This window comes from Allobosea robiniae, assembly GCF_900102525.1.
GTDB lineage: Bacteria > Pseudomonadota > Alphaproteobacteria > Rhizobiales > Beijerinckiaceae > Allobosea > Allobosea robiniae.
Genome location: NZ_FNBZ01000010.1, coordinates 15,538 through 38,127, shown reverse-complemented (window position 1 = coordinate 38,127; position 22,590 = coordinate 15,538). Strand labels below are relative to the sequence as shown.

General features: G+C 67.7%; 22 protein-coding genes and 1 riboswitch. Of the genes, 9 read left to right on the top strand and 13 right to left on the bottom strand.

Features of this window, described 5'->3' with window-relative positions; genetic code table 11:
* Nucleotides 1-60: 60 nt before the first annotated feature.
* The 5 genes from BLQ70_RS23480 to BLQ70_RS23460 form a co-directional block, all read right to left on the bottom strand.
* Nucleotides 61-849 carry an ABC transporter ATP-binding protein gene (locus BLQ70_RS23480; RefSeq protein WP_091862153.1) on the bottom strand — a complete coding sequence of 263 codons (789 nt, stop codon included), beginning with the start codon at nucleotides 847-849 and terminating at the stop codon, nucleotides 61-63.
* Nucleotides 849-1,862 (bottom strand): FecCD family ABC transporter permease, encoded by a 1,014-nt coding sequence (locus BLQ70_RS23475; protein WP_091862150.1) that lies wholly within the window; start codon nucleotides 1,860-1,862, stop codon nucleotides 849-851. The genes BLQ70_RS23480 and BLQ70_RS23475 overlap by 1 nt, the downstream gene beginning before the upstream one ends.
* On the bottom strand, nucleotides 1,859-2,719 hold the full coding sequence (locus BLQ70_RS23470; RefSeq protein ID WP_091862145.1) for an ABC transporter substrate-binding protein: 861 nt from the start codon (nucleotides 2,717-2,719) through the stop codon (nucleotides 1,859-1,861). Before BLQ70_RS23470 ends, BLQ70_RS23475 begins: the two co-directional genes overlap by 4 nt.
* Entirely contained in the window at nucleotides 2,716-4,662 is a 1,947-nt protein-coding gene (locus tag BLQ70_RS23465) for a TonB-dependent receptor plug domain-containing protein (RefSeq protein ID WP_170843513.1), read from the bottom strand. Before BLQ70_RS23465 ends, BLQ70_RS23470 begins: the two co-directional genes overlap by 4 nt.
* Nucleotides 4,663-4,784: 122 nt before the next feature.
* Nucleotides 4,785-4,983: riboswitch (cobalamin riboswitch) on the bottom strand.
* On the bottom strand, nucleotides 4,979-5,716 hold the full coding sequence (locus BLQ70_RS23460) for a 5-formyltetrahydrofolate cyclo-ligase (RefSeq protein ID WP_091862139.1): 738 nt from the start codon (nucleotides 5,714-5,716) through the stop codon (nucleotides 4,979-4,981). Its footprint overlaps the riboswitch before it by 5 nt.
* A gap of 263 nt (nucleotides 5,717-5,979) precedes the next feature.
* On the opposite strand from BLQ70_RS23460, the gene BLQ70_RS23455 reads away from it, so the two are divergent.
* Nucleotides 5,980-6,696 carry a GntR family transcriptional regulator gene (locus BLQ70_RS23455; protein WP_091862136.1) on the top strand — a complete coding sequence of 239 codons (717 nt, stop codon included), beginning with the start codon at nucleotides 5,980-5,982 and terminating at the stop codon, nucleotides 6,694-6,696.
* On the opposite strand, the gene BLQ70_RS23450 is transcribed toward BLQ70_RS23455, so the two are convergent.
* The 5 genes from BLQ70_RS23450 to BLQ70_RS23430 all read right to left on the bottom strand — a co-directional run bounded on the left by BLQ70_RS23450 (nucleotide 6,693) and on the right by BLQ70_RS23430 (nucleotide 12,403).
* Complete coding sequence (locus BLQ70_RS23450) at nucleotides 6,693-8,222, bottom strand: tripartite tricarboxylate transporter permease (protein WP_091862133.1); 1,530 nt, start codon at nucleotides 8,220-8,222, stop codon at nucleotides 6,693-6,695. The genes BLQ70_RS23455 and BLQ70_RS23450 overlap by 4 nt on opposite strands.
* A gap of 3 nt (nucleotides 8,223-8,225) precedes the next feature.
* Nucleotides 8,226-8,717 (bottom strand): tripartite tricarboxylate transporter TctB family protein, encoded by a 492-nt coding sequence (locus BLQ70_RS23445; RefSeq protein WP_244512134.1) that lies wholly within the window; start codon nucleotides 8,715-8,717, stop codon nucleotides 8,226-8,228.
* Between the two features lie 240 nt (nucleotides 8,718-8,957).
* Nucleotides 8,958-9,908 (bottom strand): Bug family tripartite tricarboxylate transporter substrate binding protein, encoded by a 951-nt coding sequence (locus BLQ70_RS23440; protein WP_061966426.1) that lies wholly within the window; start codon nucleotides 9,906-9,908, stop codon nucleotides 8,958-8,960.
* 104 nt (nucleotides 9,909-10,012) lie between these two features.
* A complete protein-coding gene (gene prpB, locus BLQ70_RS23435; RefSeq protein WP_091862127.1) occupies nucleotides 10,013-10,945 on the bottom strand; it encodes a methylisocitrate lyase in 933 nt (310 codons plus the stop codon).
* Nucleotides 10,946-10,951: 6 nt separating this feature from the next.
* Entirely contained in the window at nucleotides 10,952-12,403 is a 1,452-nt protein-coding gene (locus BLQ70_RS23430; RefSeq protein ID WP_091862124.1) for a bifunctional 2-methylcitrate dehydratase/aconitate hydratase, read from the bottom strand.
* 210 nt (nucleotides 12,404-12,613) lie between these two features.
* Here BLQ70_RS23430 and BLQ70_RS23425 point away from each other — a divergent pair, with 210 nt between their 5' ends.
* The 3 genes from BLQ70_RS23425 to BLQ70_RS23415 are packed head-to-tail and all read left to right on the top strand — an operon-like array spanning nucleotide 12,614 to nucleotide 15,572.
* The gene (locus BLQ70_RS23425; RefSeq protein ID WP_091862120.1) at nucleotides 12,614-13,585 is read left to right on the top strand and encodes a Bug family tripartite tricarboxylate transporter substrate binding protein; all 972 of its coding nucleotides are present in this window, start codon (nucleotides 12,614-12,616) and stop codon (nucleotides 13,583-13,585) included.
* A gap of 42 nt (nucleotides 13,586-13,627) precedes the next feature.
* Nucleotides 13,628-14,053 (top strand): tripartite tricarboxylate transporter TctB family protein, encoded by a 426-nt coding sequence (locus tag BLQ70_RS23420; RefSeq protein ID WP_091862117.1) that lies wholly within the window; start codon nucleotides 13,628-13,630, stop codon nucleotides 14,051-14,053.
* 1 nt (nucleotide 14,054) lies between these two features.
* Nucleotides 14,055-15,572 (top strand): tripartite tricarboxylate transporter permease, encoded by a 1,518-nt coding sequence (locus tag BLQ70_RS23415; protein WP_091862114.1) that lies wholly within the window; start codon nucleotides 14,055-14,057, stop codon nucleotides 15,570-15,572.
* Between the two features lie 20 nt (nucleotides 15,573-15,592).
* On the opposite strand, the gene BLQ70_RS23410 is transcribed toward BLQ70_RS23415, so the two are convergent.
* The gene (locus BLQ70_RS23410) at nucleotides 15,593-16,297 is read right to left on the bottom strand and encodes an SDR family oxidoreductase (protein WP_091862111.1); all 705 of its coding nucleotides are present in this window, start codon (nucleotides 16,295-16,297) and stop codon (nucleotides 15,593-15,595) included.
* Between the two features lie 182 nt (nucleotides 16,298-16,479).
* On the opposite strand from BLQ70_RS23410, the gene BLQ70_RS23405 reads away from it, so the two are divergent.
* On the top strand, nucleotides 16,480-17,643 hold the full coding sequence (locus BLQ70_RS23405; protein WP_091862108.1) for a M20 aminoacylase family protein: 1,164 nt from the start codon (nucleotides 16,480-16,482) through the stop codon (nucleotides 17,641-17,643).
* A gap of 143 nt (nucleotides 17,644-17,786) precedes the next feature.
* On the opposite strand, the gene BLQ70_RS23400 is transcribed toward BLQ70_RS23405, so the two are convergent.
* Nucleotides 17,787-18,425: a Vgb family protein gene (locus BLQ70_RS23400; RefSeq protein WP_091862106.1), complete on the bottom strand. Its 639-nt coding sequence runs from the start codon at nucleotides 18,423-18,425 to the stop codon at nucleotides 17,787-17,789.
* Nucleotides 18,426-18,459: 34 nt separating this feature from the next.
* Complete coding sequence (locus tag BLQ70_RS23395) at nucleotides 18,460-19,680, bottom strand: helix-turn-helix domain-containing protein (RefSeq protein WP_091862104.1); 1,221 nt, start codon at nucleotides 19,678-19,680, stop codon at nucleotides 18,460-18,462.
* A gap of 116 nt (nucleotides 19,681-19,796) precedes the next feature.
* Between BLQ70_RS23395 and BLQ70_RS23390 the strand changes: the two genes are divergently transcribed.
* The 4 genes from BLQ70_RS23390 (at nucleotide 19,797) to BLQ70_RS23375 (ending at nucleotide 22,590) form a co-directional block, all read left to right on the top strand.
* A complete protein-coding gene (locus BLQ70_RS23390; RefSeq protein ID WP_091862102.1) occupies nucleotides 19,797-20,576 on the top strand; it encodes a DUF899 domain-containing protein in 780 nt (259 codons plus the stop codon).
* Nucleotides 20,573-21,400, top strand: a complete 828-nt coding sequence (locus BLQ70_RS23385) for a DUF2182 domain-containing protein (protein ID WP_139163626.1) — start codon at nucleotides 20,573-20,575, stop codon at nucleotides 21,398-21,400. Before BLQ70_RS23390 ends, BLQ70_RS23385 begins: the two co-directional genes overlap by 4 nt.
* A 132-nt stretch (nucleotides 21,401-21,532) precedes the next feature.
* Nucleotides 21,533-22,012 carry a hypothetical protein gene (locus tag BLQ70_RS23380; RefSeq protein WP_061966414.1) on the top strand — a complete coding sequence of 160 codons (480 nt, stop codon included), beginning with the start codon at nucleotides 21,533-21,535 and terminating at the stop codon, nucleotides 22,010-22,012.
* Nucleotides 22,009-22,590, top strand: a complete 582-nt coding sequence (locus tag BLQ70_RS23375; RefSeq protein ID WP_091862095.1) for a peroxidase-related enzyme — start codon at nucleotides 22,009-22,011, stop codon at nucleotides 22,588-22,590. Before BLQ70_RS23380 ends, BLQ70_RS23375 begins: the two co-directional genes overlap by 4 nt.

The following is a 22,590-nucleotide window of genomic DNA, read 5'->3' as shown; positions in this document are numbered from 1 at the left end:
CCCCGTTAGCCGTGCAGTGGAGGTAGCGCCTGTTTGGAGTCCTGTCGATATCGGCACCCTTCAGGGCGCATTTTCATTGTTGAGCGTCCGCCAGGGCAGCAGGAAGGACTCGCCGGCCTGGGAGCTGCGCAAGGCGTGAATGCCGAAGACCTGTGCGAGCCGATCATCGTCGAGGACGTCCGCCGGCGCTCCGTCGGCGACCCGGCGACCGTGATCGAGCAGCAGGAGCCGGTCGCAGAAGCGGCCCGCGAGCGTCAGATCGTGCAGCACGACGACCACTCCGGTGCCCTCACGGCTGATCCTGCGCAGCAGTTGCAAGGTGTCGAGCTGGTGCTGAGGGTCGAGCCCTGCCAGAGGCTCGTCCGCGAGGAGATAAGACGCCTCCACCGCGAGCGCCCGCGCCAGCAGGACGCGGCGGCGCTCGCCGCCCGAGAGCGTGCCGACCGCGCGAGCAGCGAAACCGGTGACGTCACAGAGCGCCAGCGCCCGCGTGACCGCCTGCCGGTCAACCTCGCCAGCTTCGGCGAAGGGGCGGCGATGCGGCAAACGGCCGAGCCCGACCAAGGCCTCGACGGAGAGCGCCCCCTGCGCCTCACCGCCTTGGGCCAGAAAAGCGATGCGCCGCGCCAGTGCCGCTCGTCCCAGCGCGCGCGCCGAGGCGCCGTCATAATCGACGCCGCCACAGTCTGGCGTGAGCAGCGCCGCCAGGACCCGCAGCAAGGTCGTCTTGCCGGCGCCGTTGGGACCGATCAGGCCAAGCACCTCTCCCGGCCGGATCTGGGCATCGACATCGTGCAGGATCGGCTTGCCGCCGAGTGAAACCGTGATGCGGGAAGCCGTGATCGCCATCACAAGGCCTCCCGGCGCAGGCGCTGGACCAGCGCGAAGAGGAAGGGCGCGCCGATCAGCGCGGTGACCACGCCGAGCTTCAATTCCGGCCGGACCGGCATGAGCCGGACGCCGATATCGGCAGCGAGCACGAGGATGGCGCCACCGAAACCGCTGGCGATGAGCAATCTGCCCGGCCGGTGCCCGACCAGCGGGCGCAATAGATGCGGCACGACGAGGCCGACGAAGCCGATCGCGCCCGTCACGGCGACCGCGCTGCCGACCGCGAGTGCCGCCCCGCCGATCAAGCGCGCGCGCAGCCAGGCAAGGTCGAAGCCGAGGCTCGCGGCTGTATCCTCGCCGAGGCTGAGCGCATCGAGGGCGGGCGCCGTCGAGACGATCAGGGCCCAGCCGAGCAACATCAGGGGCAGGACGAGGGCGACATGGTTCATGCTCCGGTCGACCAGCGAGCCCATCAACCAGAACACGATCTCCAGCGCTGCATAAGGGTTCGGTGCGAGATTGAGCGCGAGCGCCGTCGCCGCGCCAGCGAAGCTGTTGAGCGCCACGCCGGCCAGGATCAGCGTGGTCGTGCTGGCGCCACGGCCGAGCAGGATGAAGAGGATCACGGTTGCCAGCAGCGCGCCCGCGATCCCTCCGAGCGGCAGAGCGAGCGCAAGGCTGGCGGAGAGCCCGCTATAGAAGACGAGGACGGCACCGAAGGCCGCCGCACTGGAGATGCCGATCACGCCCGGCTCGGCCAGCGGATTGCGCAACAACCCCTGCATCGCCGCGCCGGCCATGCCGAGGCTGAAACCGACGAGGGCGCCAAGCAGGGCGCGCGGCAGGCGCAGTTCATAGAGCACGAGCGCCGGCAGGCTCTTTTGCCCCGCGAGGAGGTCCGTCACCGCCAGGCCGAGCGCCAATGGCGCGTAGCCGACGGCCATGGAGATCGCGGTCATCGCCAGAGTAGCGAAGGCAAGCAATCCCAGCAGCGGGGCCGGCCTGATGCCGGGCGAAGCGTCCGGCGTCATGGCTTCTCCTCCACGGCACGCACCAGCAATTCGATCGCGTCGAGCACGCTCGGGCCGGCGCAAGTCCAGAGCCGCGACGGCAGGGCGACGAGCTTCAGCCGGTCGCCAAGCCGGTCGATCACCGGATGGTGCAGGATCTCGTGCGCCAGAGACGGCGGGCCGTCCGGCGTCTCGTTCAGGATCAGGATTTCGGCACCGCCGAGCGCCACGGTTTCGAGCGCGATCTGGCCATAGCTCTCGACGCCCAGCTCGGCTGCGATATTGACGAGGCCCGCGCGGGTCAGGATCTCGTCGACGAGCGAGCCGCGACCGACCGTGAAGCCGCTGGGACGGAGCACGATCGCCCGCAATGGCCTGTCGACGCGACGGGCGGCCAGAGCTTCGAGGCGCCGCTCGATCTCGGCGAGCAAGGCCTGCCCGCGGGCGGGCTCGCCGAGAACATCGGCCATCTCGGTGATCTGCGCCTTCATCTCCGCGAGATTGCGGGGAACGCCGAATTCCCGCGCGGCGATGCCGACCCGCCCGAGCAGCGAAACCGTGGCGCGCGTCGTATAGGCGCCGGCGACGACGAGATCGGGGTGAAAGCCCAAGACTTCCTCGGCAAGCCCGTGATTGGCCGGTATCAGGCGGGCGGCATCCGCCATGTTGGCGTTGCGCGGGTCCTGCGACAGCCATGTCACCGAAGCGATGCGATCGGGATCGGCCAGGCGCAGGACGAGCTCGTCCGTGCACATATTGAGCGAAACGATGCGGGCCGGGCGCTCGACCGCAGATGCGGCCGATACCACCGCGCCCCAGAGCGCGATGGACAGGAGGCACACGCCGCATAGACGACGCAGGACGAGAGGCCGGTTCATCCGCCGATGGCCACCTTGATACCGCCGAAGACGCCGAGGCCCGGCACGAGGAAGCCGACCGGATTCTCCCAACGCTTGTCGAAGAGGTTATCGACCCGCCCGAACACCGTCACCTTGTCGGTCGCCTTGTACTCAGCGGCGAGGTTGACCAGCGTCGCCCCCTTCGCGCGCATGCGCGGGACCGAGAAGTCGCGGTTGCCGTCGACCCAGGAGCCGATATGGATCAGCGTCGCCGAGAGGCTGAGCCTGTCGGTCGGCGTCCAGGTCGCGGTCGCGCTCGCCTTGTGGCGCGGCCGGCGCAACAGTTCCTGCCGGGCGATCTCGTCCCTGGCGAGGGTGAAGGTATAGTCGGCGCGAATGCGGAACTGGGGCGAGATTTCCAGCGCGGCGAAGGCCTCGACGCCCTTCGTTCTGGCCTTGCCGATATTGGCGTAGGAATCGCGCGTGACATTGGTAACGATCAGGTTGTCGATGTCGTTCTGGAACCAGCTCGCGCCGAATTGCAGGCACTTGTCGAAGAGCGGCTGCTCGAAGCCGATATCCCAGCCGCGGCTTTCCTCCGGCTTCAGGTTCGGATTGCCGAAGAAGTTGTAGCCGGGGCGGTAATCGATGAAGAGCTCGCTCAGCGTCGGCGCCTTGAAGCCGGTGCCGTAGCTCGCCTTCAGCTTGGTTTCCGTGCCGGGAATGATGACAGCCGGCGCGATGCGGTACGTCGTATGGCCGCCATAGCTGTCGTCATGGTCGCGGCGGATATTGGCCGCCAGGAAATAGCGATCCTCGATATTGCCCTGGTATTCGAGCCAGGCGGCCTTGTTGCCGTTCGAGGCGATGAGGCTCGTCGTGTCCAGACGCTCGCGCTCATATTGCAGGCCCATGATCAGGTTGTGCCCCTTGGTGATCTCGAGATTGCCGCGCCAGTCGAGCTTGGTGCGCTCGCCGAGGCTCTGATTGGGCAGGCCGAGCAGGCCGGTTACCGCAGAAGCCGTGCGCGTCCCCCTATCCTGCCGTGAGTAGGAGACGCCGAAGGTGTTGACGAAGCGCCCGCCCAACGGGTCCCAGACCACCTCGCCGCGGGTGAAGGCCTGCGCGTAATTCTGCAGGGAACGATAGGGCGAGGGCTTGCTCGGGAAGCCAGTATCGCCGGTATAGCGCAACTGGCCGTCCTGATAGCGGCCGACCCAGTTCAGCGTCAGCGTGTCGGTGAGCGCGAAGCCGAGGCGGCCGGAATAGCTGTAATTGTCGAAGATGTTCGGATTGGTCCGGCGGCCGGGCGGCATGAGGTTCGGCGGCGTCGCCTCGGTGCCATCGGCCCGGAAATGGCTGGCATTGAAGGCGTAGTTGAAGCGCGCATCGCCCCCGCTGAAGCCGAGGGACTGGTTGAAGCTGCCATGCGAGCCGCCTTCCACGCGCGCCGTCATCTTCGGTGGTCCCTCGCCGCGCTTCGTGGTGACGGAGATCACGCCGCCCAGCGCATTCGCGCCATAGAGACCGCTCTGGGGGCCGCGCAAAACTTCGATGCGCTCGATATCCTCGGTCAGCATCGAGCCGAAATCGAAGGAGCGGTTCGGGGCTGAAGGGTCGTTGGCCTCGATGCCGTCGATCAGCACCTTGACGTGGTTCGAGTTGGTGCCGCGCATGAAAACCGAGGTCAGGCCGCCCGGCCCACCGGTCTGCACGATATTGAGGCCGGGCACCGCGGCCAGCGCCTGCGGCAAGGTGCGGCGCTGCTGCTGTTCGATATCCCTGGCGGTGATGACGGTGACGGCGCTCGCGACTTCGCGGGCAGGCGTCGGCGTTCCCGTGGCGCTGACGACGATCTCGTCGAGCGCCATCGTGGCGGGAGCGTTCTGGGCGAAAGCCGGGGCTGCAGCACCAGCAATGGTCAGATAGGACACGGAGAGCAGCAGGCGGCCGCGTCCGGCGGCCGGAAGGAAGAATTTCACGATGGAGACCTCGGGCGTTGACGTCAGTGGCACGTCACCGCGAACGCGATCTCCCATCTGCCGTGCGAAAGACGGCGAACGGTCGAATCAGCGATCGGCGCACCCCGGCCGAACGTGTCCGCGTGTGACCACGGCTGACGGCAGGTCTCCTGGCTCGCGGGTCGTTGCCTTTCGCCGCCTTCCCAGGTCCGAGGCCCCAGTGGCGTATGGCGAAAGGCTCGCCGCTTACAGTTGCGGGGGCAGCCGCGGCATGGGGTGGCTCGCCACCCGCACCGCGTTCCCTTTTGATCCCGTGAGGGAACCGTCGCGCTCAGGCTTATGGGGAGATCGGGCCGGCGTCAAACGGACGCTCTCGATCCCGCTTTCCGCCGTGGGACCTGATGCCGTTTTCCGTCACGATATGGCGCATCGGGATGTCGAAGCCATGCGGGTGGATCGTCGGCATCTCCGCCATCTCGTAGCCGACCCCGACCGCGATCGTGGAGGACGGCAGCGCCGCCAGCGTGCGGTCGAAGAAGCCGCCGCCATAGCCCAGCCGGTAGCCCTGCGCATCGAAGCCGACCAGGGGCGCGATCACGATCCGCGGGAAGACCGGTTCGCCCGCGGCCGGCACCGGGATGTTCCAGACGCCGCGCTCCAGACGCTCGCCCTTGCGCCAGAGCCGGAACAGCAGCGGCTTGCCGCGCTCGACCACGACCGGCAAGGCGGCCAGACCGCGGCGCTCGCGCAGATCGCGGAACCAGTCGCGCAGGTCCGGCTCGCCGCGAAACGGCCAGTAACCGCTGACGAGGACGCCGGCGGGATCGCCGATCAGCGCGTCGAGATGACCGGCGATCCGACGCGCAAGCGCGTTTCGCGTGCGCGCCGACATCGCCAGGCGGGCTGCAATCATGCGCGCTCGCTCGGACCGCCGCCATTCCATCAGGCTCGGCTCGGGCAGGTTCTGCCCGACATTTCGCGACGGCGGCGTCAGCCCGGAATAGGCCGGATCGACCTCATGCAGCAGGCAGGCCGGCGAGGCATAGTCATTCAGATCGTCGTCGCCCTTGCCCATCGGTTTCCGGCCTCCGTCGCCACGACGCGCCAGCCACCCTCGGCGCGAGCGAGGCGACGCGCGAAGGTCCGGACATCGGAGCCGCGGCGCATGAGCATTCTGCGCAGACAGGTCATGCAATCAACCGAATTCAGGGTTGATGGAATACGGCAACCTTCGATGAAGGCCGCGCATGACCACCGAATTCGCCGGCACCTCCGGTACCCATCGGAAACGGAAATGCTCTATGCTGCCGTGATCAGAAGCAGATAGGCACCCGCTCGATGCTGGCCGAGACACCGCCCCCCGCGAGCGTGGGCGTCACCGTAAAACTCTACGACGATCTCTCCTCGGCCATCATTTCCGGGGAGATCGCGCCCGGCGAGAAACTGAGCGAACCGGCCATCGCCCGCCGCTTCGGTGTCAGCCGCGCACCGGTCCGCGAAGCCATCCGGCGGCTGCAGGAACGCGGGCTCGTCACCTATGTCGCCAACCAGGGCGCGCGCGTCGCCGAGCCGAGCGCCGCCGAGTTCCTCGCCCTGCTCGACGTGCGCGAGGCGACAGAGGGCATGGCCGCCCGCCTCGCGGCCGAGAGCATGAGCGAAACCGAGATCGCGGCGCTCGATGCCCTGGTCCGGGGGCATCGCGACGGTATCGAGCGCAACCCGATGGGCGCCTATCTCCAGGACGAGCCGGAGGCCGATTTCCACCGCCGGATCGCGAAGGGCAGCGGCAACCCGATCCTGGCCGAACTGCTCTGCGAGCAGTTCTATCCGCGCCTGCGCCTGTGCCGGCGCCTGCATTCGACCGTGCCGGGCCGCGGCCGCGAGGCCTGGCGCGAGCACATGCGGATCACCGAGGCGATCAGCCATCGCGACGGCGAGCTCGCGGAAATCCTGATGCGGCGCCATATCCGCGCCGCGCGCATGGCGCTTCAGGCCGCGCTGGCCACGAATGTCGGTACCAAACCGGGCAAGCGCCGGACCGGAGCGAAGCGCTAACCTGCTCGGCCCGCAGAGGTCGCCGGCTCTTCTTCGGCACTGGCGCGTCGGCGCAGGCGCGCGAGCAAGGGCGGCACGATCAGAACCAGCGCCGCGATCCCAAGCAGCGTCGCCGCGATCGGGGTGCCGACCAGCACGCTCCAATCGTTCTGACTGACGGCGAGTGCGCGCCGGAGCTGGATTTCCGCCTGCGGGCCGAGGATCAGCCCGATCAGGGTCGGCGCGATCGGGAAATCATGGACGCGCGCGACATAGCCGACGAGGCCGAGGCCGCACATCAACGCCAGGTCCATCCAGGAGGTCGACAGGCCCCAGACGCCGACCATCGCGAAGACGACGATGCCGCCATAGATGTATTGCCGGGGGATCAGCAGCAGCCGGACCCAGATGCCGACCAGCGGCAGGTTCAGGATCAGCAGGATGACGTTGCCGATATAGAGCGAGGCGATCAGGCCCCAGAGCAGGTCCGGGTTGGTCGCGAAGAGCAGCGGGCCGGGCTGAAGCCCGTAGTTCTGGAAGGCCGCGAGCAACACGGCCGCCGTCGCGGTGGAGGGCAGGCCGAGCGTCAGGAGCGGCACGAGGATGCCGGCCGCCGCCGCGTTGTTGGCGGCCTCGGGCCCGGCGACGCCTTCGATCGCGCCCTGACCGAACTCCTCCGGATGCGGGGTCAGGCGGCGCTCCAGCGCATAGGAGAGGAAGGTCGGGATTTCCGTCCCGCCCGCCGGCAGCGCACCGATCGGAAAGCCGATGACGCTGCCGCGCAGCCAGGGCTTCCAGGAGCGCTTCCAGTCCTGCTTCGTCATCCAGCTGCCGCCGGAGAGCGGGTTGATCGCGGCCGGTGCAGCGCCGCTGCGGCTCGCGACATAGAGCGTCTCGCCGATCGCGAAGAGCGAGACCAGCACGACGGTGAAGGGGATGCCGTCGAGCAGCTCGAGCGTGCCGAAGACCATGCGGGTCTGGCCGGTCTGGGTGTCGATGCCGATCGTCCCGAGCGCGAGCCCGAAGAACAGCGCGGCGAAACCCCGCACCATCGAACGCCCCATCACCACGGCGACCGAGGTGAAGGACAGTATCATCAGGGCGAAGTAATCCTCCGGCCCGAAGACGAAGGCGAGCTCGGCGATGGCCGGCGCGAGGAAGGTGAGCGCCAGCGTGCCGATCGTCCCCGCGACGAAGGAGCCGATCGCCGCCGTCGCCAAGGCCGCCGCGCCACGGCCGCGCCTTGCCATGCGGTTGCCTTCGAGCGCCGTCATCACCGAGCCGCTCTCGCCCGGCGTGTTCAGCAGGATCGAGGTGGTCGAGCCGCCATAGAGCGCGCCGTAGAGAATGCCGGCAAACATGATGAAGGCCGAGGCCGGATTGACCTGCGCGGTAACCGGCAGGAGTAGCGCGATGGTCAGCGCCGGCCCAATGCCCGGCAGGACGCCGACCGCCGTGCCGAGGCCGCAACCGACGAAGGCCCAGAACAGGTTCATCGGCTGCAAGGCAACCGCGAACCCGCCGAGCAACTGGTTCAGGATATCCATGGCTCAGCCCAAGAGCGGAAAGAACGGGCCAAGGCTGATGCCGAGGCGGGAGAAGCCGAGCCAGGCGAGACTGGCGATCAGCGCGCCGATGCCAAGATCGAGCAAGGTGCGGCGCGAGCCGAAGGCATGGGTCACCAGCGTGAAGGCCAGCATCGCGCTGAACGGAAAGCCGAGCCAGCGGATCGTCAGCAGCGGCACGCCGACGCCGGCCAGCGCCATCAGGAAAGCGGGGCGCGAGAACGGCGCCTCCTCCTCGTCCTCACTGGGCGGCGCCAACTGTCCTTTCAGCGCCTGCACGATCAGCAGGAAGCCGAGCAGGACGAGGCCGAGCCCGACCGCGAGCACGATCGCAGACGGCCCGAGGCCGACATAGTTGGTCGTCGAGGCGATGCTGCGCGCACCGTTGAGCCAAACCGCGCCCATCACGAGGATGGCGAGCCCCAGCCACCAGGCCGCCCGCCGCCCGCCGCCGGCCGTAGCCGAACCGTTCTTCATCGACGACATTTGCCTTGCCCTTCGCGTCTGTTCGGCAACTCCCTGAGCCCTCATCCTGAGGAGCCATTCCTCTGGGAATGGCGTCTCGAAGGATGCTTCAGGAGGTTCGGATGCCCGCTGGAACATCCTTCGAGACGCCGCTATCGCGGCTCCTCAGGATGAGGGCTTTGTTTCCAAACGGGCTCTGAGCGATAGATGCCGGGCGGCGCGCTCATGCACGCCGCCTGGCTTCGTCGAAGGCTATTTCAGGATACCGACTTCCTTGAGCGCGCTCGTCCAGTTGGCGTCCTCGCTCTTGAGGAAGGCGTCGAAAGCGTCGCCCGGCAGATAGGCGTCCTCCCAGCCCTGGGTCTTGAGCGTCTCCTTCCACTCCTTGGTGGCGTGGAGCTTGGCGAAACGGTCGAGCCAGGTCTTCTTGGCGGCGTCGCTCATGCCGGGCGCGCCGACGAAGCCGCGCCAGTTGCCGACCTCGACCGGGATACCGGCTTCCTTCAGCGTCGGGGCGTTGAGGCCTTCGACCCGCGTCGGGCCGGAGGTCGCGATGATGCGGATGCGGCCGGATTCGGCGAAGGCGCGGAACTCCGAGGCGCCCGAGATCGCGGCCTTGATCTTGCCGCCGCCGAGCGCAGCCAGGATCTCGCCGCCGGAGAAGGCGACGAAGTTGATCTTGCCGACAGGCGCGCCGGCATGTTTGGCGAGCAGCGCCAGCATGACGTGATCGGCACCGCCGGCCGAGCCGCCGCCGACGGAGAGCGCGCCGGGATCGGCCTTGAGCGCGGCGATGAAGTCCGCTGGGGTCTTGATCGGCGAGTTCGCGGGCACGGCGATGGCGTTGTACTCGTTGGTCAGGCGCAAGAGCGGCGTCGTGTCCTTGAGCGAGACCGGCGTCTGGTTGGTGATGACGCCGCCGACCATGATGACGCCGGTGACCAGCAGGGCGTTGTCATCGCCCTTCGCGGTGCGGACGAATTCGGCGAGGCCGATCGTGCCGGCAGCGCCGCCCTTGTTGGTGAAGGACGCCCCGTCCGTGAAGACCTTGGACTGGGCAAAGGCCGCCATGGTGTGGCGCCCGGCCCCGTCCCAGCCACCGCCGGGATTGGCCGGGATCATCACTTTCGCCGGTTCAGCCAGGGCCGTACCAGCGCCGAGCCCCAAAGCCAGAACGCCGGCCATCGTCAAACGCTTCAGCATTTCCATTTCCTCCCGTGGTCGTTACGCCGCCGTTTTCGGCTGGTCGTTCTCTTGCCGCGTCATCCGCGGTTCGGATGCCGGATCATTCCGGCGCCCTGGTATCCTCATGCACTGCGCTCGCGCTGCGGCATGCCTTCCGGCGCGATGGTCGCGACGATCGAGGCGTCCAGCGCTTCGTAATCGGCGAGGCCGATCGTCTTGTAGAGCTCGACCCGCGTCTGCATCTGCTCGACCATGGCATGGGTGCTGCCGTCGCGGGCAAGCGCGGCGTAGAGCTTCTCCTGCGCCTTGTTGGCGACGCGCAGCGAGGAAACCGGCCAGATCACCATGCGATAGCCCATCGCTTCGAACTCCGAGGCGGTGAAGAAGGGCGTGCGGCCGAACTCGGTCATGTTGGCGAGCAGCGGCACACCGGGCACGCGGCTGGCGAACTCGCGGAACATCTCGGCCGTTGTCAGCGCCTCCGGGAAGATCGCGTCCGCACCGGCCTCGAGATAGAGCTTCGCACGGGCGACCGCGCCGTCGATGCCCTCGCTCGCCGCGGCATCGGTGCGCGCGATGACGTAGAGATGGCGGCGCGCCCTGGCGGCGGCAGCGACCTTTGCCGCCATGTCATGGGCGTCGGCGAGCTTCTTGTCGTTGAGATGGCCGCATTTCTTCGGCAGGAGCTGGTCCTCGATATGGACCGCGCCGGCGCCCGCATCCTCGAAGACACGCACCATGTGCATCACGTTGAGCGCCTCGCCATAGCCGGTATCGCCATCGACCAGCAGCGGCAGGCCGGAGGCCCGCGCGATCTGGCGGATGAAGAAGGCGACCTCGTCGACGGTGATCATGCCGAGATCGGGGATGCCCATCGAGGCAGTCATCGCCGCACCCGACAGATACAAGCCCTCGAAGCCGGCGTTCCTGGCCTGAATCGCGGCCATGCCGTTATGGGCGCCGGGGAGGCGCGCGATGCCGCCGCGCTCGACCAGTGCCCGGAAGCGCTGGCCGGCCGGCTCGGACGGAAGATCGGAGGCGACGAGATAGGGCATGGGCACTCAGCTGCAGTAGAGATCGACGTAATCGTTGACCGAGATCGCTTCGAGCCTGGCCTGATCCAGGGAGACGTCGAGGATCTGGCGCTGGCGCTTCTCGACGAAGCGGCGGGCGAGATTGGTGCGGAACTTGGCTTCCAGCAGCGGGATGCCATCGGCGCGGCGGCGCTTGTGGCCGATCGGGTATTCGACCACGAGCTCGGGCAGCACCGTGCCGTCCTTCAGGGTTACCGTCATACCATTGGCGATCGAGCGTTTCTCGGGGTCGTGATAGTCCCTGGTGAAGGCCGGGTCCTCGACGCATTCGATCTTGTCGCGGAGCGCATCGATGCGCGGATCCGCGGCGATGTCGTCCTCGTAATCGGCGGCGGTAAGACGCCCGAAGATGAAGGGCACGGCGACCATGTACTGGATGGTGTGGTCGCGATCGGCGGGGTTATGCAGCGGGCCGCGCTTGTCGATGATGCGGATGCAGGCTTCGTGCGTCCTGATCCTGATCGAGGCGATGTCGTCGCTGGTGCGACCCATCGCCTTGAGCTGATCATGCAGCGTCATCGCCGCCTCGACCGCGGTCTGCGAGTGGAACTCGGCCGGGTAGGAAATCTTGAACAGCACGTGCTCCATCACATAGGAGCCGCAGGGGCGCTGGAACTTGAAGCTCTGGCCGCGGAACGAGGCATCGTAGAAGCCCCAGGTCTTGGCGGTGAGAACCGAGGGATAACCCATCTCGCCGGTGCGGGCGATCAGGGCGAGCCTGACAGCGCGGCTGGTGGCATCGCCCGCCGCCCAGCTCTTGCGCGAGCCGGCATTGGGAGCGTGGCGATAGGTGCGCAGCGCCTGGCCGTCGACGAAGGCGAGCGAGAGCGCGTTGACGATCTCGTCGCGGCTAAGCCCGAGCATGCCGGCGACCACCGCGGTCGAGGCGACCTTGACCAGGATGACATGGTCGATGCCGACCTTGTTGAAGGCGTTCTCCAGCGCCAGGCAGCCCTGGATTTCGTGCGCCTTGATCATCGCGGTGAGCACGTCGCGCATCGTCAATGGCGCCTTGCCGGCCGCGACCGCGGTCCGCGACAGCCAGTCGGCGACGGCGAGGATGCCGCCGAGATTATCGGATGGATGGCCCCATTCGGCGGCGAGCCAGCAATCGTTGAAGTCGAGCCAGCGGATCATCGTGCCGAAATTGAAGGCCGCCTGGATCGGATCGAGCTGGTAGGGCGTGCCGGGTACGCGGGCGCCGTTCGGCACGACCGTGCCCGGCACGACGGGGCCGAGCAGCTTGGTGCAGGCGGGGTATTCGAGTGCCTCCATGCCGCAGCCCATCGTGTCGATCAGGCAGTTGCGGGCGGTCTCGTAGGCGAGGCTGCTCTCGACACGATAGTTCAGCACATAGTCGGCGATATCGACCAGCACGCCGTCCGGAGCCGGACGCTCATTGTTGTTGAATGTCGCCATTTTCGGCCGTTCCTCGCATCGATCGCCCGCCTTTTCCGTTCTGGCCAGCGTTTATTGTCGACACAAGTTACATTGACCCGCCCGTTTGACAAGCGGTTCCGGTTCGCTAATCTAAAAATTGTCGACAATCGAACAGGGCTGGCAAGAGCCCGGATAGCGACGCCAACCCGCCACCGCAGGCGGAAACGACAAGAATTTGGGAGGAACGCCATGAGAACAACGATCGCCACCTGCTGCGCGCTGCTGCTCTCGGCAACCGTCCACGCGCAGGACTTCCAGCCGCAGAACCCGGAATGCATCGCCCCTGCCGCGCCCGGCGGCGGCTTCGACCTGACCTGCCGTTTGACCAGCCGCGTGCTCAACGAGACCGGGCTGGTCGGCCCGTCGATCCGCACCACCAACATGCCGGGCGGCATCGGCGCCGTCGCCTACAACAACATCCAGGCGCAGCGCGCCGCCGATCCCAATGTCATCGTCGCGGTCTCGACCGGCTCATGGGTCAACCTCGCCCAGGGCAAGTTCGGCCGCTTCAGCGAATCCGATGTGCGCTGGCTCGGCGCGATCGGCGCCGACTATGGCGTGCTCGCCGTGCGCAAGGATAGCCGCTTCAAGACGCTGGCCGACGTGGTCGAGGCCCTGAAAAAGGACCCGACTTCGGTCAAGGTCGGTGCCGGCGGCACCGTCGGCAGCCAGGACTGGATGAAGCCGGCGCTCGTCCTGAAGGCGGCCGGCGTCGATCCGCGCAAGATGCGCTATCTCGCCTATGAGGGCGGTGGCGAAGCGATCGGCGCCTTGATCGGCGGCCATATCGACCTCTTCCCCGGCGACGCCTCCGAGGTGCGCGGCCAGCTCGAGGCCGGCGAGATTCGGCTGCTCGCGACCTTCTCGGAGAAGCGCCTGCCCGGCGCCTTCGCGCAGGTGCCGACGGCCAAGGAGCAGGGCTACGACGTGCAATGGCCGATCGTGCGCGGCTTCTATGCCCCGCCGAAGGCACCGGAAGCGTCCTATGCCTACTGGACCGGCATTCTGACCAAGCTCAACGCCGATCCGCGCTGGCAGAAGGCGCGCGGCGAGCAGGGGCTGTTCGAATTCAGCATGGTCGGCGCTGATTTCGACGCCTTCGCCAAGAAGCGGACCGCCGATTTCCGGACGCTGGCGGCCGAGGTCGGCCTCGCCAAGTAGCGGCAGAAGCCTTTCGCCAAGGTAACAGGACGGGAGGAGATCATGATCGATCGCCTGGTCGGGTTGATCTGTGCGTTGCTCGGCGCGGGCGCGATCTGGCACGCGCAGACCCTGCATGTGCCCTTCGCGGCCGACCCGGTCGGGCCGCGCATGTTCCCGACGATCACCGGCGCCGTCCTGATCCTGGGCGGAGCCATCCTGTTGCTGCGCCCCGGAACGGTCGCGCTGGAGTTCGGGACATGGCCGCGCGCGCTCGCCGTGCTCGTGGCAAGCCTGATCTACCCGCTGCTCCTGCTACCGATCGGCTTCATCGCGGCCACGGCTCTGCTCTGCTTCGTGGCCGCGCTGGCCTTCCACGCGCGGCCATTGCCGGCGGCGGCCTCGGCCGTCGCCACGGCCATCGTCTTCTTCGTGCTGCTCGACAAGGTGCTCGACCTGCCATTGCCGCGCGGGCCGCTGGGGATCTGAGATGGACGCATTCGCCGCCCTCATCACCGGCTTCGAGGTCGCGCTCACCCCGCTCAACCTTGCCGTCGCCTTTGCCGGCGTGGCGCTCGGCACCGCGATCGGCGCACTGCCCGGCATCGGTCCGATCAATGCCGTCGCCCTGCTGCTGCCGCTCTGCTTCGCGCTGAAATTGCCCCCGGAAACCGCGCTGATCCTGCTTGCCGGACTCTATTACGGCAGCGGCTATGGCGGCCGCATCTCCTCGATCCTGCTCAACATCCCCGGCGATCCCGGGCTGGTGATGACGACGCTCGACGGCTATCCGCTGGCCAAATCCGGGCGCGGCGCGGCGGCGCTCGCGATCAGCGGCATCGGCAGCTTCGTCGGCGGCACCAGCGCCGTCGTCCTGATGACCTTCCTCGCCGTGCCGCTGGCGCGGCTCGCGTTGTCCTTCGGCCCGGCCGATTATGTCGCGCTGATGGTTCTGTCCTTCGCGCTGCTCGGCACGATGAGCGAGGGCAAGGCGGTCAAGACCTGGATCGCGGTCGCGCTCGGGCTCCTGCTCGCCATGGTCGGCATCGATGGCGGCACCGGCGTCGAGCGTTTCACCTTCGGCTCGCTCGAACTCCTGGGCGGCATCGACTTCACCAGCCTGACCATCGGCCTCTTCGCGGTCGCCGAAATCCTGATGCTGGCGGAGGGGATGGTCAGCGGCACCGTCTCGCGCACCGGAGACGGCGCGCGCCTGACGTTCCGGGAAATCCTGTTCTGCACGCCGGCGATGCTGCGCGCGACCGGCATCGGCTTCTTCCTCGGCGTGCTGCCCGGCACCGGCGCCTCGGTCGCCTCCGCCATGGCCTATACCGCCGAGAAGCGCGTCTCCGACAAAGGCAGCTTCGGCAAGGGCGACATGCGCGGCCTGGCAGCGCCCGAAACCGCGGATAACGCGGCGCAGACCGCCTCGATGGTGCCGATGCTGGCGCTCGGCATTCCAGGCTCCGGCACGACCGCCGTGATGCTCGGCGCCTTCATGATGTATTCGATCACGCCCGGCCCGCTGCTCTTCACCCAGCGGCCTGAGGTCGCCTGGGGCCTGATCGCCTCGATGTATATCGGCAACCTGATGCTGCTGGTGCTCAACCTGCCGCTGGTCGGGCTGTTCGCGCGATTGCTGCTGGTGCCGGCCTGGATTCTCTATCCCGGCATCCTCGCCCTGTCCTATGCCGGGGTCTATGCCGTCTCGAATTCCGCTTTCGAGCTGCTCATCACCACCGGGATCGGCATCCTCGCCTATGCCTTGCGCAAGGTCGGCATTCCGCTGATCCCGCTGATGCTGGCCTTCGTGCTGGCGCGATTGCTGGAGGACAATTTCCGCCGGGCGCTGTCCTTGTCAGATGGCGGCTACGAGATCCTGTTCTCGACGCCGACCAGCATCATTCTCTGGCTCCTGGCAATCGTCGCGATCGGCCTGCCATTGGTCCGCAAGCCGAAGCTTCACCCGGTGGTGCCGGTGGCCGAAGCCGGAAAGCCGGGCGCCTGAACGGCGCCCGGGAATAAGGCTCAGATCGAGCGGGTGACGCCGCCGTCGACGCGCAGGTTCTGGCCGGTGATATAGGCCGCGTCCTTCGAGGCCAGGAAGGCGATGGTGCCGGCGATCTCGGCGCTGGTGCCGTAACGCTGCATCGGCACGCCCTGCCGCCGCTCCTCGGTCGCCGGCAGGCTGTCGATCCAGCCGGGCAGCACGTTGTTCATGCGGATATTGTCGGCCGCATAGGCATCGACGAAGATCTTGGTGAAGGAGGCCAGTCCCGCCCGGAACACCGCCGAGGTCGGGAACATCGCGCTCGGCTCAAAGGCCCAGGCTGTCGAGATATTGACGATGGAGCCGGCCTTCTGGCGCTGCATGATCGGCGTCACCAGCCGGACCGGCCGGATGACGTTGAGCAGATAGGTATCCATGCCACGGTGCCAGTCCTCGTCGGTGATGTCGAGGATCGGCGCACGCGGCCCATGGCCGGCGCTGTTGACCAGGACGTCGACGCGCCCCCAGCGCTCCATGGCGAGATCGACGAGGCGCTTCAGATCGTCGTTCGACTGGTTCGAGCCGGTGACGCCGATGCCGCCGAGCTCTGCCGCCAATGCCTCGCCCTTGCCGGAGGAGGAGAGGATGGCGACGGCGAAACCGTCCTCCGCCAGGCGCCTTGCCGCCGCAGCGCCCATGCCGCTGCCGCCCGCCGTGATCAGGGCTACTTTGTCCACTGCCATTCCATCCTCCTGCATCGACCGACTCGAAATCCTGCGACGTTCCTAGCATTCCGGCCAGGTCGTGACGAACGCGTCTCCTGCCACTCGGTGAAAGAAATTTGCATCCGGCCGACAGGATTGCAGCGCTTCTTTCGGCCCATCTGCATTATCCCTTCGCATCCCTGTGAAGCGAGGCTGCTCCGATGCCCAAGCTCGATCTCGACGATCTCCAGTCGCAGATGACAGCGTGGCGCCGCCACCTGCATACCCATCCCGAATTCGGCTTCGAGGAGAAGCGGACGGCCGCCTTTGTCGCCGGGAAGCTGCGTGAGTTCGGCCTGGACGAGGTCGTCGAGGGCGTCGGCGGCACCGGCGTCGTCGGCACGCTCAAGCGCGGGAGCGGCAACCGCGCCATCGCGCTCCGCGCCGACATGGATGCATTGCGGATCACCGAACAGGGCGGACAGCCCTATCGCTCGCAAACACCCGGCGTGATGCATGCCTGCGGCCACGACGGCCATACAGCGATGCTGCTCGGCGCGGCCAGGCTGCTGGCGGAGGAAGGCGGCTTCGACGGCACCGTGCGCTTCCTGTTCCAGCCGGCGGAGGAATGGGGCCGCGGCGCGCTCGCCATGCTCGATGACGGACTGATGGAGCGTTTCCCCTTCGAGGAAATCTACGGCCTGCACAACATGCCCGGCCTCGCCGTCGGGCAGTTCCAGACGCGCGCCGGCGCGTTCATGTCGGCCGAGGATAATTTCGAGATCGTGCTGAAGGGCGTCGGCGGGCACGCCGCGAAGCCCCATGCCGGCAGCGAGGTTCTGGTCGCCGCCTGCGCGCTCGTGATGCAGCTCCAGACCATCGTCTCGCGCCGCCTGAGCCCGGCCGACATCGCGGTGGTCTCGGTGACCGAGCTGCTGACCGACGGCACCCGCAATGTGCTGCCGGGGACCGCGCGCATCCTCGGCGACGCCCGCAGCTTCCGCCCCGAGGTCAGCGCCGCGATCGAGCGCCAGATGGGCATCATCGCGCGCGGCACGGCTGATAGCTACAACCTCAGCCACGAGCTGACCTATACGCGCGAATTCGTGCCGCTGGTGAATGACGAAGCGCTCTCTCAGGAAGCGCTGGCCGCCGCCCGGACCGTGCTCGGCGAAACCAATGTCGCGACGGCGTCGGAACCGATGACGGGCTCGGAGGATTTCGCCCGCTTCCTCGACCATGTGCCCGGCTGTTTCGCCTATGTCGGCAACGGCGAGGCTTCGGCGCCGCTGCACAACCCGTCCTATGATTTCGATGATCGCGGCCTGATCCATGGCGCGCGGTTCCATGCCGGGATCATCAGGCACAGGCTGCCTGAGGGCTGAGCTTCGGCTGCACAAGGAGAAATCTTTTCCGCGGCCGCACTCCCGGGGAAGAGCCTTGCAAACATCCCCTAATCTATGGAGCCAAACCCTATTCCGGCCGGCGTAGACATGAGCCTGTGTCAAACAGGCTCATGTCCCAATACTCAGGCGCGCTTCGGCCGCCGTACGGCCCGCAGCGTGCTCTTGTCGCCGTCGCCGCAATAGAACAGCCCGGCGCCATCCGATTCCAGCCCGGAGAGGCCGCCCCCGGGCGGCATGGCGAGCGCGTCAAGGACCTTGCCGGTCGCGGGGTCGATCCGGCGCAATTCGCTTTCGCCCTCTTCCCAGGTGCCGTGCCACAACTCCCCGTCGACCCAGGTCACGCCAGTGACGAAGCGGTTGGTCTCGATGCTGCGCAGCACCTTGCCCGTGGCCGGGTCGATCTGGTGGATCTTCCGCTCGCGGTAATGGCCGACCCAGAGCGAGCCCTCGGCCCAGGCGAGCCCGGAATCGCCGCCCTTGCCGGGTGCGGGGATCGTGCCGAGCACGGAGCCCGTCTGCGGATCGATCTTCTGGATACGGTCCTCGGCGATCTGGAAGAGATGCGTGCCGTCGAAGGCCGTGCCGGCATGGGCGGGCACGTCGATGGTGCGAATGATCTCACCCTTGACGGTATCGAGCGCATTCAGCCGGTCGCCGGAGGCGAACCAGACATTGGCGCCGTCGAAACTGACGCCATGAACCTTCTCGACACCTGGAAACGGGCCGTAGGTTCGGGTGATATCAGCGTTTGTGATCGTCATAGCCTGGCTCCTGCGTCTGTTGCGATGCTGGACCCTAGCCAGCCGGCCAGGACGCTGTGAGTAACAAACTCGTCGCGAAACCCGGCATCGGCGGCATCACCCAGCGCCGCGCCCGTGCCTGCCCGAAAGACTGGATCTTGCCGGCCTCGGCGAGGGCATCGAGCGCGCGCTGGACGCTGCGCTGGCTCGATCCAAGCGCCAGCGCCAAGGCGGAGCTCGACCATGCCTCGCCGTCAGTCATGAGGGCGAGCACCGTGGCATGCTTCTCCTCGACCGGGCGCGCCAGCACCACGATCCCGACCGCGCGACGCGGTGCTATGACGAAGCCGGCTTCCGTCGCGCTGATCCGTGCCAGCGGCCGCAACGCCGTGCGCAGGCGGCCGATCTCGACGCGCAGCCTTGCCCGGTGCGATTCATCGGTGAAGCGCGAGCCGAAAGCGCTGGCGATCAATGCATCGCGCGGCGCATCCTTGGGCCAGGCCTCGGCCAGCGTCCGCAACAGGGCGAAGAGCACGGGGCGCGTCGCCAGCGACACGAAGCTGGCCCGGTCGCGCGCCCCATGGCGGCAGGCATCGACGATCAGCGCCTGCGACGCCTGCAAATCCTCGACCTCGTCGAGCAGCAAGGAGCACTCGACACCATCCGCGATCAGGCGCGCGGCCGGCTCTTCGAGCAGGCGGCTTGCAGTTTCGACTTCGGCGATCAGCGCCGGGATTCCGGCGCGACCGGCGGCCTCGCGCGCTTCCACCAGCGCGGCCCGTGCGTTTCGTGCTTCCATCCGGCGCAAAGCGATGCCGGCGCTTGCCAATCCGTGGACAGCCCGCAACGGTGCCGGCAACTGCGCGGGATCGATACCGGCGAGCCGTTCGCCCGCATGGCCAAGCCGGCCGATCAGCAACAGGCGGCGGATGTCGAGCAGGCGTGCATGGTCGGCGTTCGCGCGATCGCCATGGGCTTCGAGCACCGCACCGGCTTCATCGAGCCTGCCGGGAGCCCAACCGAGATCGCGCGCCGCGAGGGCGACCTCCGCCTCGGCGACCGTGCAGCGGGCACGCGCGACCGCTTCCTTCGCCCCGAAGGCGCGGCCGGCACGGCGCAGCAAAAGCTTGGCACGGGCGAAATCGCCAAGCTGCGCCATCGCGATACCGCGCAGCGCCAGCGCAGGCGCGTCATCCCGCAAGGCGACGCGGTTCAGCGCCCCCAGCGGGTCGCCCTTCGCCAGGGCCTGCGCCGCCGCCGTGATCAGCGAGTCCATCGGAATCCCGCCAAACTTGTCACTCCCACCGTCTGCCGCCCCCGCCTTACCACCGATCGTGACGCCGCATCGAGTGTCGAGGCGGCGCGGACATCTGGCGACAGGAGTGAGACATCATGACCAGTCATGCGATCGGAACGCGCGAAGAATGGCTCGCCGCAAGGCTCAAACTGCTCGAGGCCGAGAAGGCGTATACGCGGCAGGGCGATGCGCTCGCCGAGCGGCGGCAGGCGCTGCCCTGGGTCAAGGTCGAGAAAGACTACGTCTTCCAGACCGAGCAGGGCGACGCCTCGCTGGCCGAGCTCTTCCAGGGGCGCTCGCAGCTCCTCGTCTACCATTTCATGTTCGGACCGGACTACAAGGCCGGCTGCCCGTCCTGCTCGGCGATCGCCGACGGGTTCAACGGCTCGGCGACGCATCTCGCCAATCACGACGTGATGCTCTGGGCGGTCTCGCGGGCGCCGATCGACAAGCTCCTCGCCTTCCGCGAGCGCATGGGTTGGAGCTTCCCCTGGGCCTCGTCCGGCGAGAGCGACTTCAATTTCGACTACAACGTCTCCTTCACCGAGATGCAGGAGCGGACGCAGGGCATCGACTACAATTTCCGCCACCAGCCGAAATTCGAGTGGCGGACCGACGGCAACGCGATCGAGCGCTCGCTTGCCGGGATGTCCGGGGTCGACGTCCCCACCTATCACCGCGACCGGCCGGGCCTGAGCGCCTTCATCCGCGAGGACGGCGCGATCTACCACACCTATTCCAGCTATTCGCGCGGCGTGGACGGAGTCTGGGGCATGTATGCCTGGCTCGATCGGGCGCCGAAGGGCCGCAACGAGGCGGAAGGCCCGTGGTGGCTCCATCGCGACCGCTACGCGGCCCGCCAAGCCGTGTCGTGAGCGCGACCCGGACAGATTGCGAGACGAGCCCCGCGTCCGGTCGAGAGGCCGGGCGCGGGGCTCCGCTCGTCTTCGTTGGAAGCGCAGCCCTGCTCTTCGCCGCCGCGCTCGTCGCCACAGCCCTGTCCTGCGCAGCGATGGAGACAATGGGCGCGGTGCCGATGGCCGGCGGCTGGCTGCTCTCGGGAATCTGGCTGCCGCTCTGCGGCCAGTCCTGGTTTGAGACCGCCGCCTGCTTCCTCGGCATGTGGCTCGTGATGACGATCGCGATGATGCTGCCGTCGCTGACACCAGTGCTGTGGCGCTATCGGAAGGCGGTGCTCGCGGCTGGAGCCACCCGGCCCGGCGGGCTCGCCGCGCTGATCGGCGCCAGCTATTTCACTGTCTGGATCGGCTTCGGCCTGCTCTCCTTCCTGCTCGGCGCGAGCCTGGCCCAGGCAGCGCTCCACTCTCCCTCGCTCGGGCGCCTCGGCCCGCCAGCGGGTGCCCTGGTGATCCTGATCGCCGGGCTTGCGCAAGCCTCGCGCTGGAAGGCCCGGCTTCTGGCTGATTGCCATGGGGCCACCCGCGCATCGCGGACCCATCCCAACCCGATGGCGGCCGTAGAGGCCGGCGCCATTCTCGGCCTGCGCTGCTGCCTGTCCTGTCTCGGCCCGATGGCGGCGCTGATTGCGGGCGGCCTCATGGATCTGCGCCTGATGGCCGGCGTGACGATCGCCATCACGGCCGAGCGCCTCTTGCCGGCGGAAACACGCATCGCGGACGCCATCGGCGTCATCATGAGCGCCGCCGGACTGCTTCTGCTCGTGCAGGTGCTCGGATGAACGGCTCCCCGCAAACCACCCATGGTGGCCAGTTTAGCATGGCGCCGGCAAAGCTCATTGACGGGGCGCAAATTCGCTGCTTCATTCACAGAAAGCATCAAGCAGCGAAGTTGATGCATGAAAGGGATTGCCATGGCTCAACCCGCCAACCCTGAGGCCTCTCCCTGGATCGGCGCCGCCGCATCGGCCGCCGCGCAATCGCGCAGCGCCATTTTCGAGATGAGCCGGCAGGCCGAAAGCGCCGTCATCGATCCGCGTGATGCCGGCGGCTTTCCCTCCGGCTGGCGCCGCGCCGTTGCCGCCCGGATCGCGACCCTGAACGCGCTGCCGGAGCTGGCCGCGCATTATCTCGGCAGCGTGACCGATCCGGCCTTGCGTGGTCTCGCCGACCCCGCTGAGACCGGGCGCGAGCCCCGTGAGCGCAGCGTCATCAGCTTCATGGACCGGGTCGCGACGCAGCCGCGCGCCGTGCAGGCCGAAGAGATCGAGGGGCTCAAGGCGGCCGGCGTGGCCGAGGCCGATATCGTGCGGCTCTGCGAACTCAACGCCTTCATGAGCTATCAGTGTCGCGTTCTCGCCGGGCTCGCCGTTCTCAAGGGAGCCTCCGCATGAGCCGGGTCGTGCATCGCTTCACCCGCAATGTGCCGGACTGGCAGCCGCGGGTGACACCCGTCGACCTCGCCAAGGCGAGCCCCGAACAGCTCGACGCGCTGAAGGTCACGCCGTCCAACACCAAGGTCTCGGATTACGTGCTGGTGCTGGCGCATGATCCGGAGACGCTCAACGTGCGCTCGCCGCTGTTCAACGGCATCATGTACGATCCGGGCGGCCTGAGCCGGGCCGAGCGCGAGCTTGGTGCAATCGGCGCCTCGGTGGTCAACCGCTGCATCTACTGCGCCGCCGTGCATGCCGCGCGCCATGCCCAGCTCAGCAAGGACACCGCCGTCACCGATGAACTCTTCGCCAATGGCGAGAAGGCCAGGCTCGGCCCGCGCGACCAGGCGATCTTCGACTATTCGGTGAAGCTCTCGCAATCGCCGCCGGCCGTGACCGAGGCCGACACCGCCCGCTTGCGCGAAGCGGGGCTGGACGAGGCCGAGATCGTCGACCTCATCCTGTCCACGGCCCTGTTCGGCTGGGCCAACCGGCTGATGCACATCCTCGGCGACCCGGTCCGTAAAGACGGGTGA

Bases quoted from the DNA above. Each gene is read 5' to 3' on its own strand.
- BLQ70_RS23405 (WP_091862108.1), top strand. From the start codon at position 16,480: ATGCCCAAGCTCGATCTCGACGATCTCCAGTCGCAGATGACAGCGTGG.
- BLQ70_RS23425 (WP_091862120.1), top strand. From the start codon at position 12,614: ATGAGAACAACGATCGCCACCTGCTGCGCGCTGCTGCTCTCGGCAACC.
- BLQ70_RS23480 (WP_091862153.1), bottom strand. From the start codon at position 849: ATGGCGATCACGGCTTCCCGCATCACGGTTTCACTCGGCGGCAAGCCG.
- BLQ70_RS23475 (WP_091862150.1), bottom strand. From the start codon at position 1,862: ATGACGCCGGACGCTTCGCCCGGCATCAGGCCGGCCCCGCTGCTGGGA.
- BLQ70_RS23380 (WP_061966414.1), top strand. From the start codon at position 21,533: ATGGCTCAACCCGCCAACCCTGAGGCCTCTCCCTGGATCGGCGCCGCC.
- BLQ70_RS23390 (WP_091862102.1), top strand. From the start codon at position 19,797: ATGACCAGTCATGCGATCGGAACGCGCGAAGAATGGCTCGCCGCAAGG.
- BLQ70_RS23460 (WP_091862139.1), bottom strand. From the start codon at position 5,716: ATGGGCAAGGGCGACGACGATCTGAATGACTATGCCTCGCCGGCCTGC.
- BLQ70_RS23445 (WP_244512134.1), bottom strand. From the start codon at position 8,717: ATGAAGAACGGTTCGGCTACGGCCGGCGGCGGGCGGCGGGCGGCCTGG.
- BLQ70_RS23395 (WP_091862104.1), bottom strand. From the start codon at position 19,680: ATGGACTCGCTGATCACGGCGGCGGCGCAGGCCCTGGCGAAGGGCGAC.
- BLQ70_RS23440 (WP_061966426.1), bottom strand. From the start codon at position 9,908: ATGCTGAAGCGTTTGACGATGGCCGGCGTTCTGGCTTTGGGGCTCGGC.
- BLQ70_RS23375 (WP_091862095.1), top strand. From the start codon at position 22,009: ATGAGCCGGGTCGTGCATCGCTTCACCCGCAATGTGCCGGACTGGCAG.
- BLQ70_RS23470 (WP_091862145.1), bottom strand. From the start codon at position 2,719: ATGAACCGGCCTCTCGTCCTGCGTCGTCTATGCGGCGTGTGCCTCCTG.
- BLQ70_RS23420 (WP_091862117.1), top strand. From the start codon at position 13,628: ATGATCGATCGCCTGGTCGGGTTGATCTGTGCGTTGCTCGGCGCGGGC.
- BLQ70_RS23455 (WP_091862136.1), top strand. From the start codon at position 5,980: ATGCTGGCCGAGACACCGCCCCCCGCGAGCGTGGGCGTCACCGTAAAA.
- BLQ70_RS23430 (WP_091862124.1), bottom strand. From the start codon at position 12,403: ATGGCGACATTCAACAACAATGAGCGTCCGGCTCCGGACGGCGTGCTG.
- prpB (WP_091862127.1), bottom strand. From the start codon at position 10,945: ATGCCCTATCTCGTCGCCTCCGATCTTCCGTCCGAGCCGGCCGGCCAG.
- BLQ70_RS23410 (WP_091862111.1), bottom strand. From the start codon at position 16,297: ATGGCAGTGGACAAAGTAGCCCTGATCACGGCGGGCGGCAGCGGCATG.
- BLQ70_RS23450 (WP_091862133.1), bottom strand. From the start codon at position 8,222: ATGGATATCCTGAACCAGTTGCTCGGCGGGTTCGCGGTTGCCTTGCAG.
- BLQ70_RS23415 (WP_091862114.1), top strand. From the start codon at position 14,055: ATGGACGCATTCGCCGCCCTCATCACCGGCTTCGAGGTCGCGCTCACC.
- BLQ70_RS23400 (WP_091862106.1), bottom strand. From the start codon at position 18,425: ATGACGATCACAAACGCTGATATCACCCGAACCTACGGCCCGTTTCCA.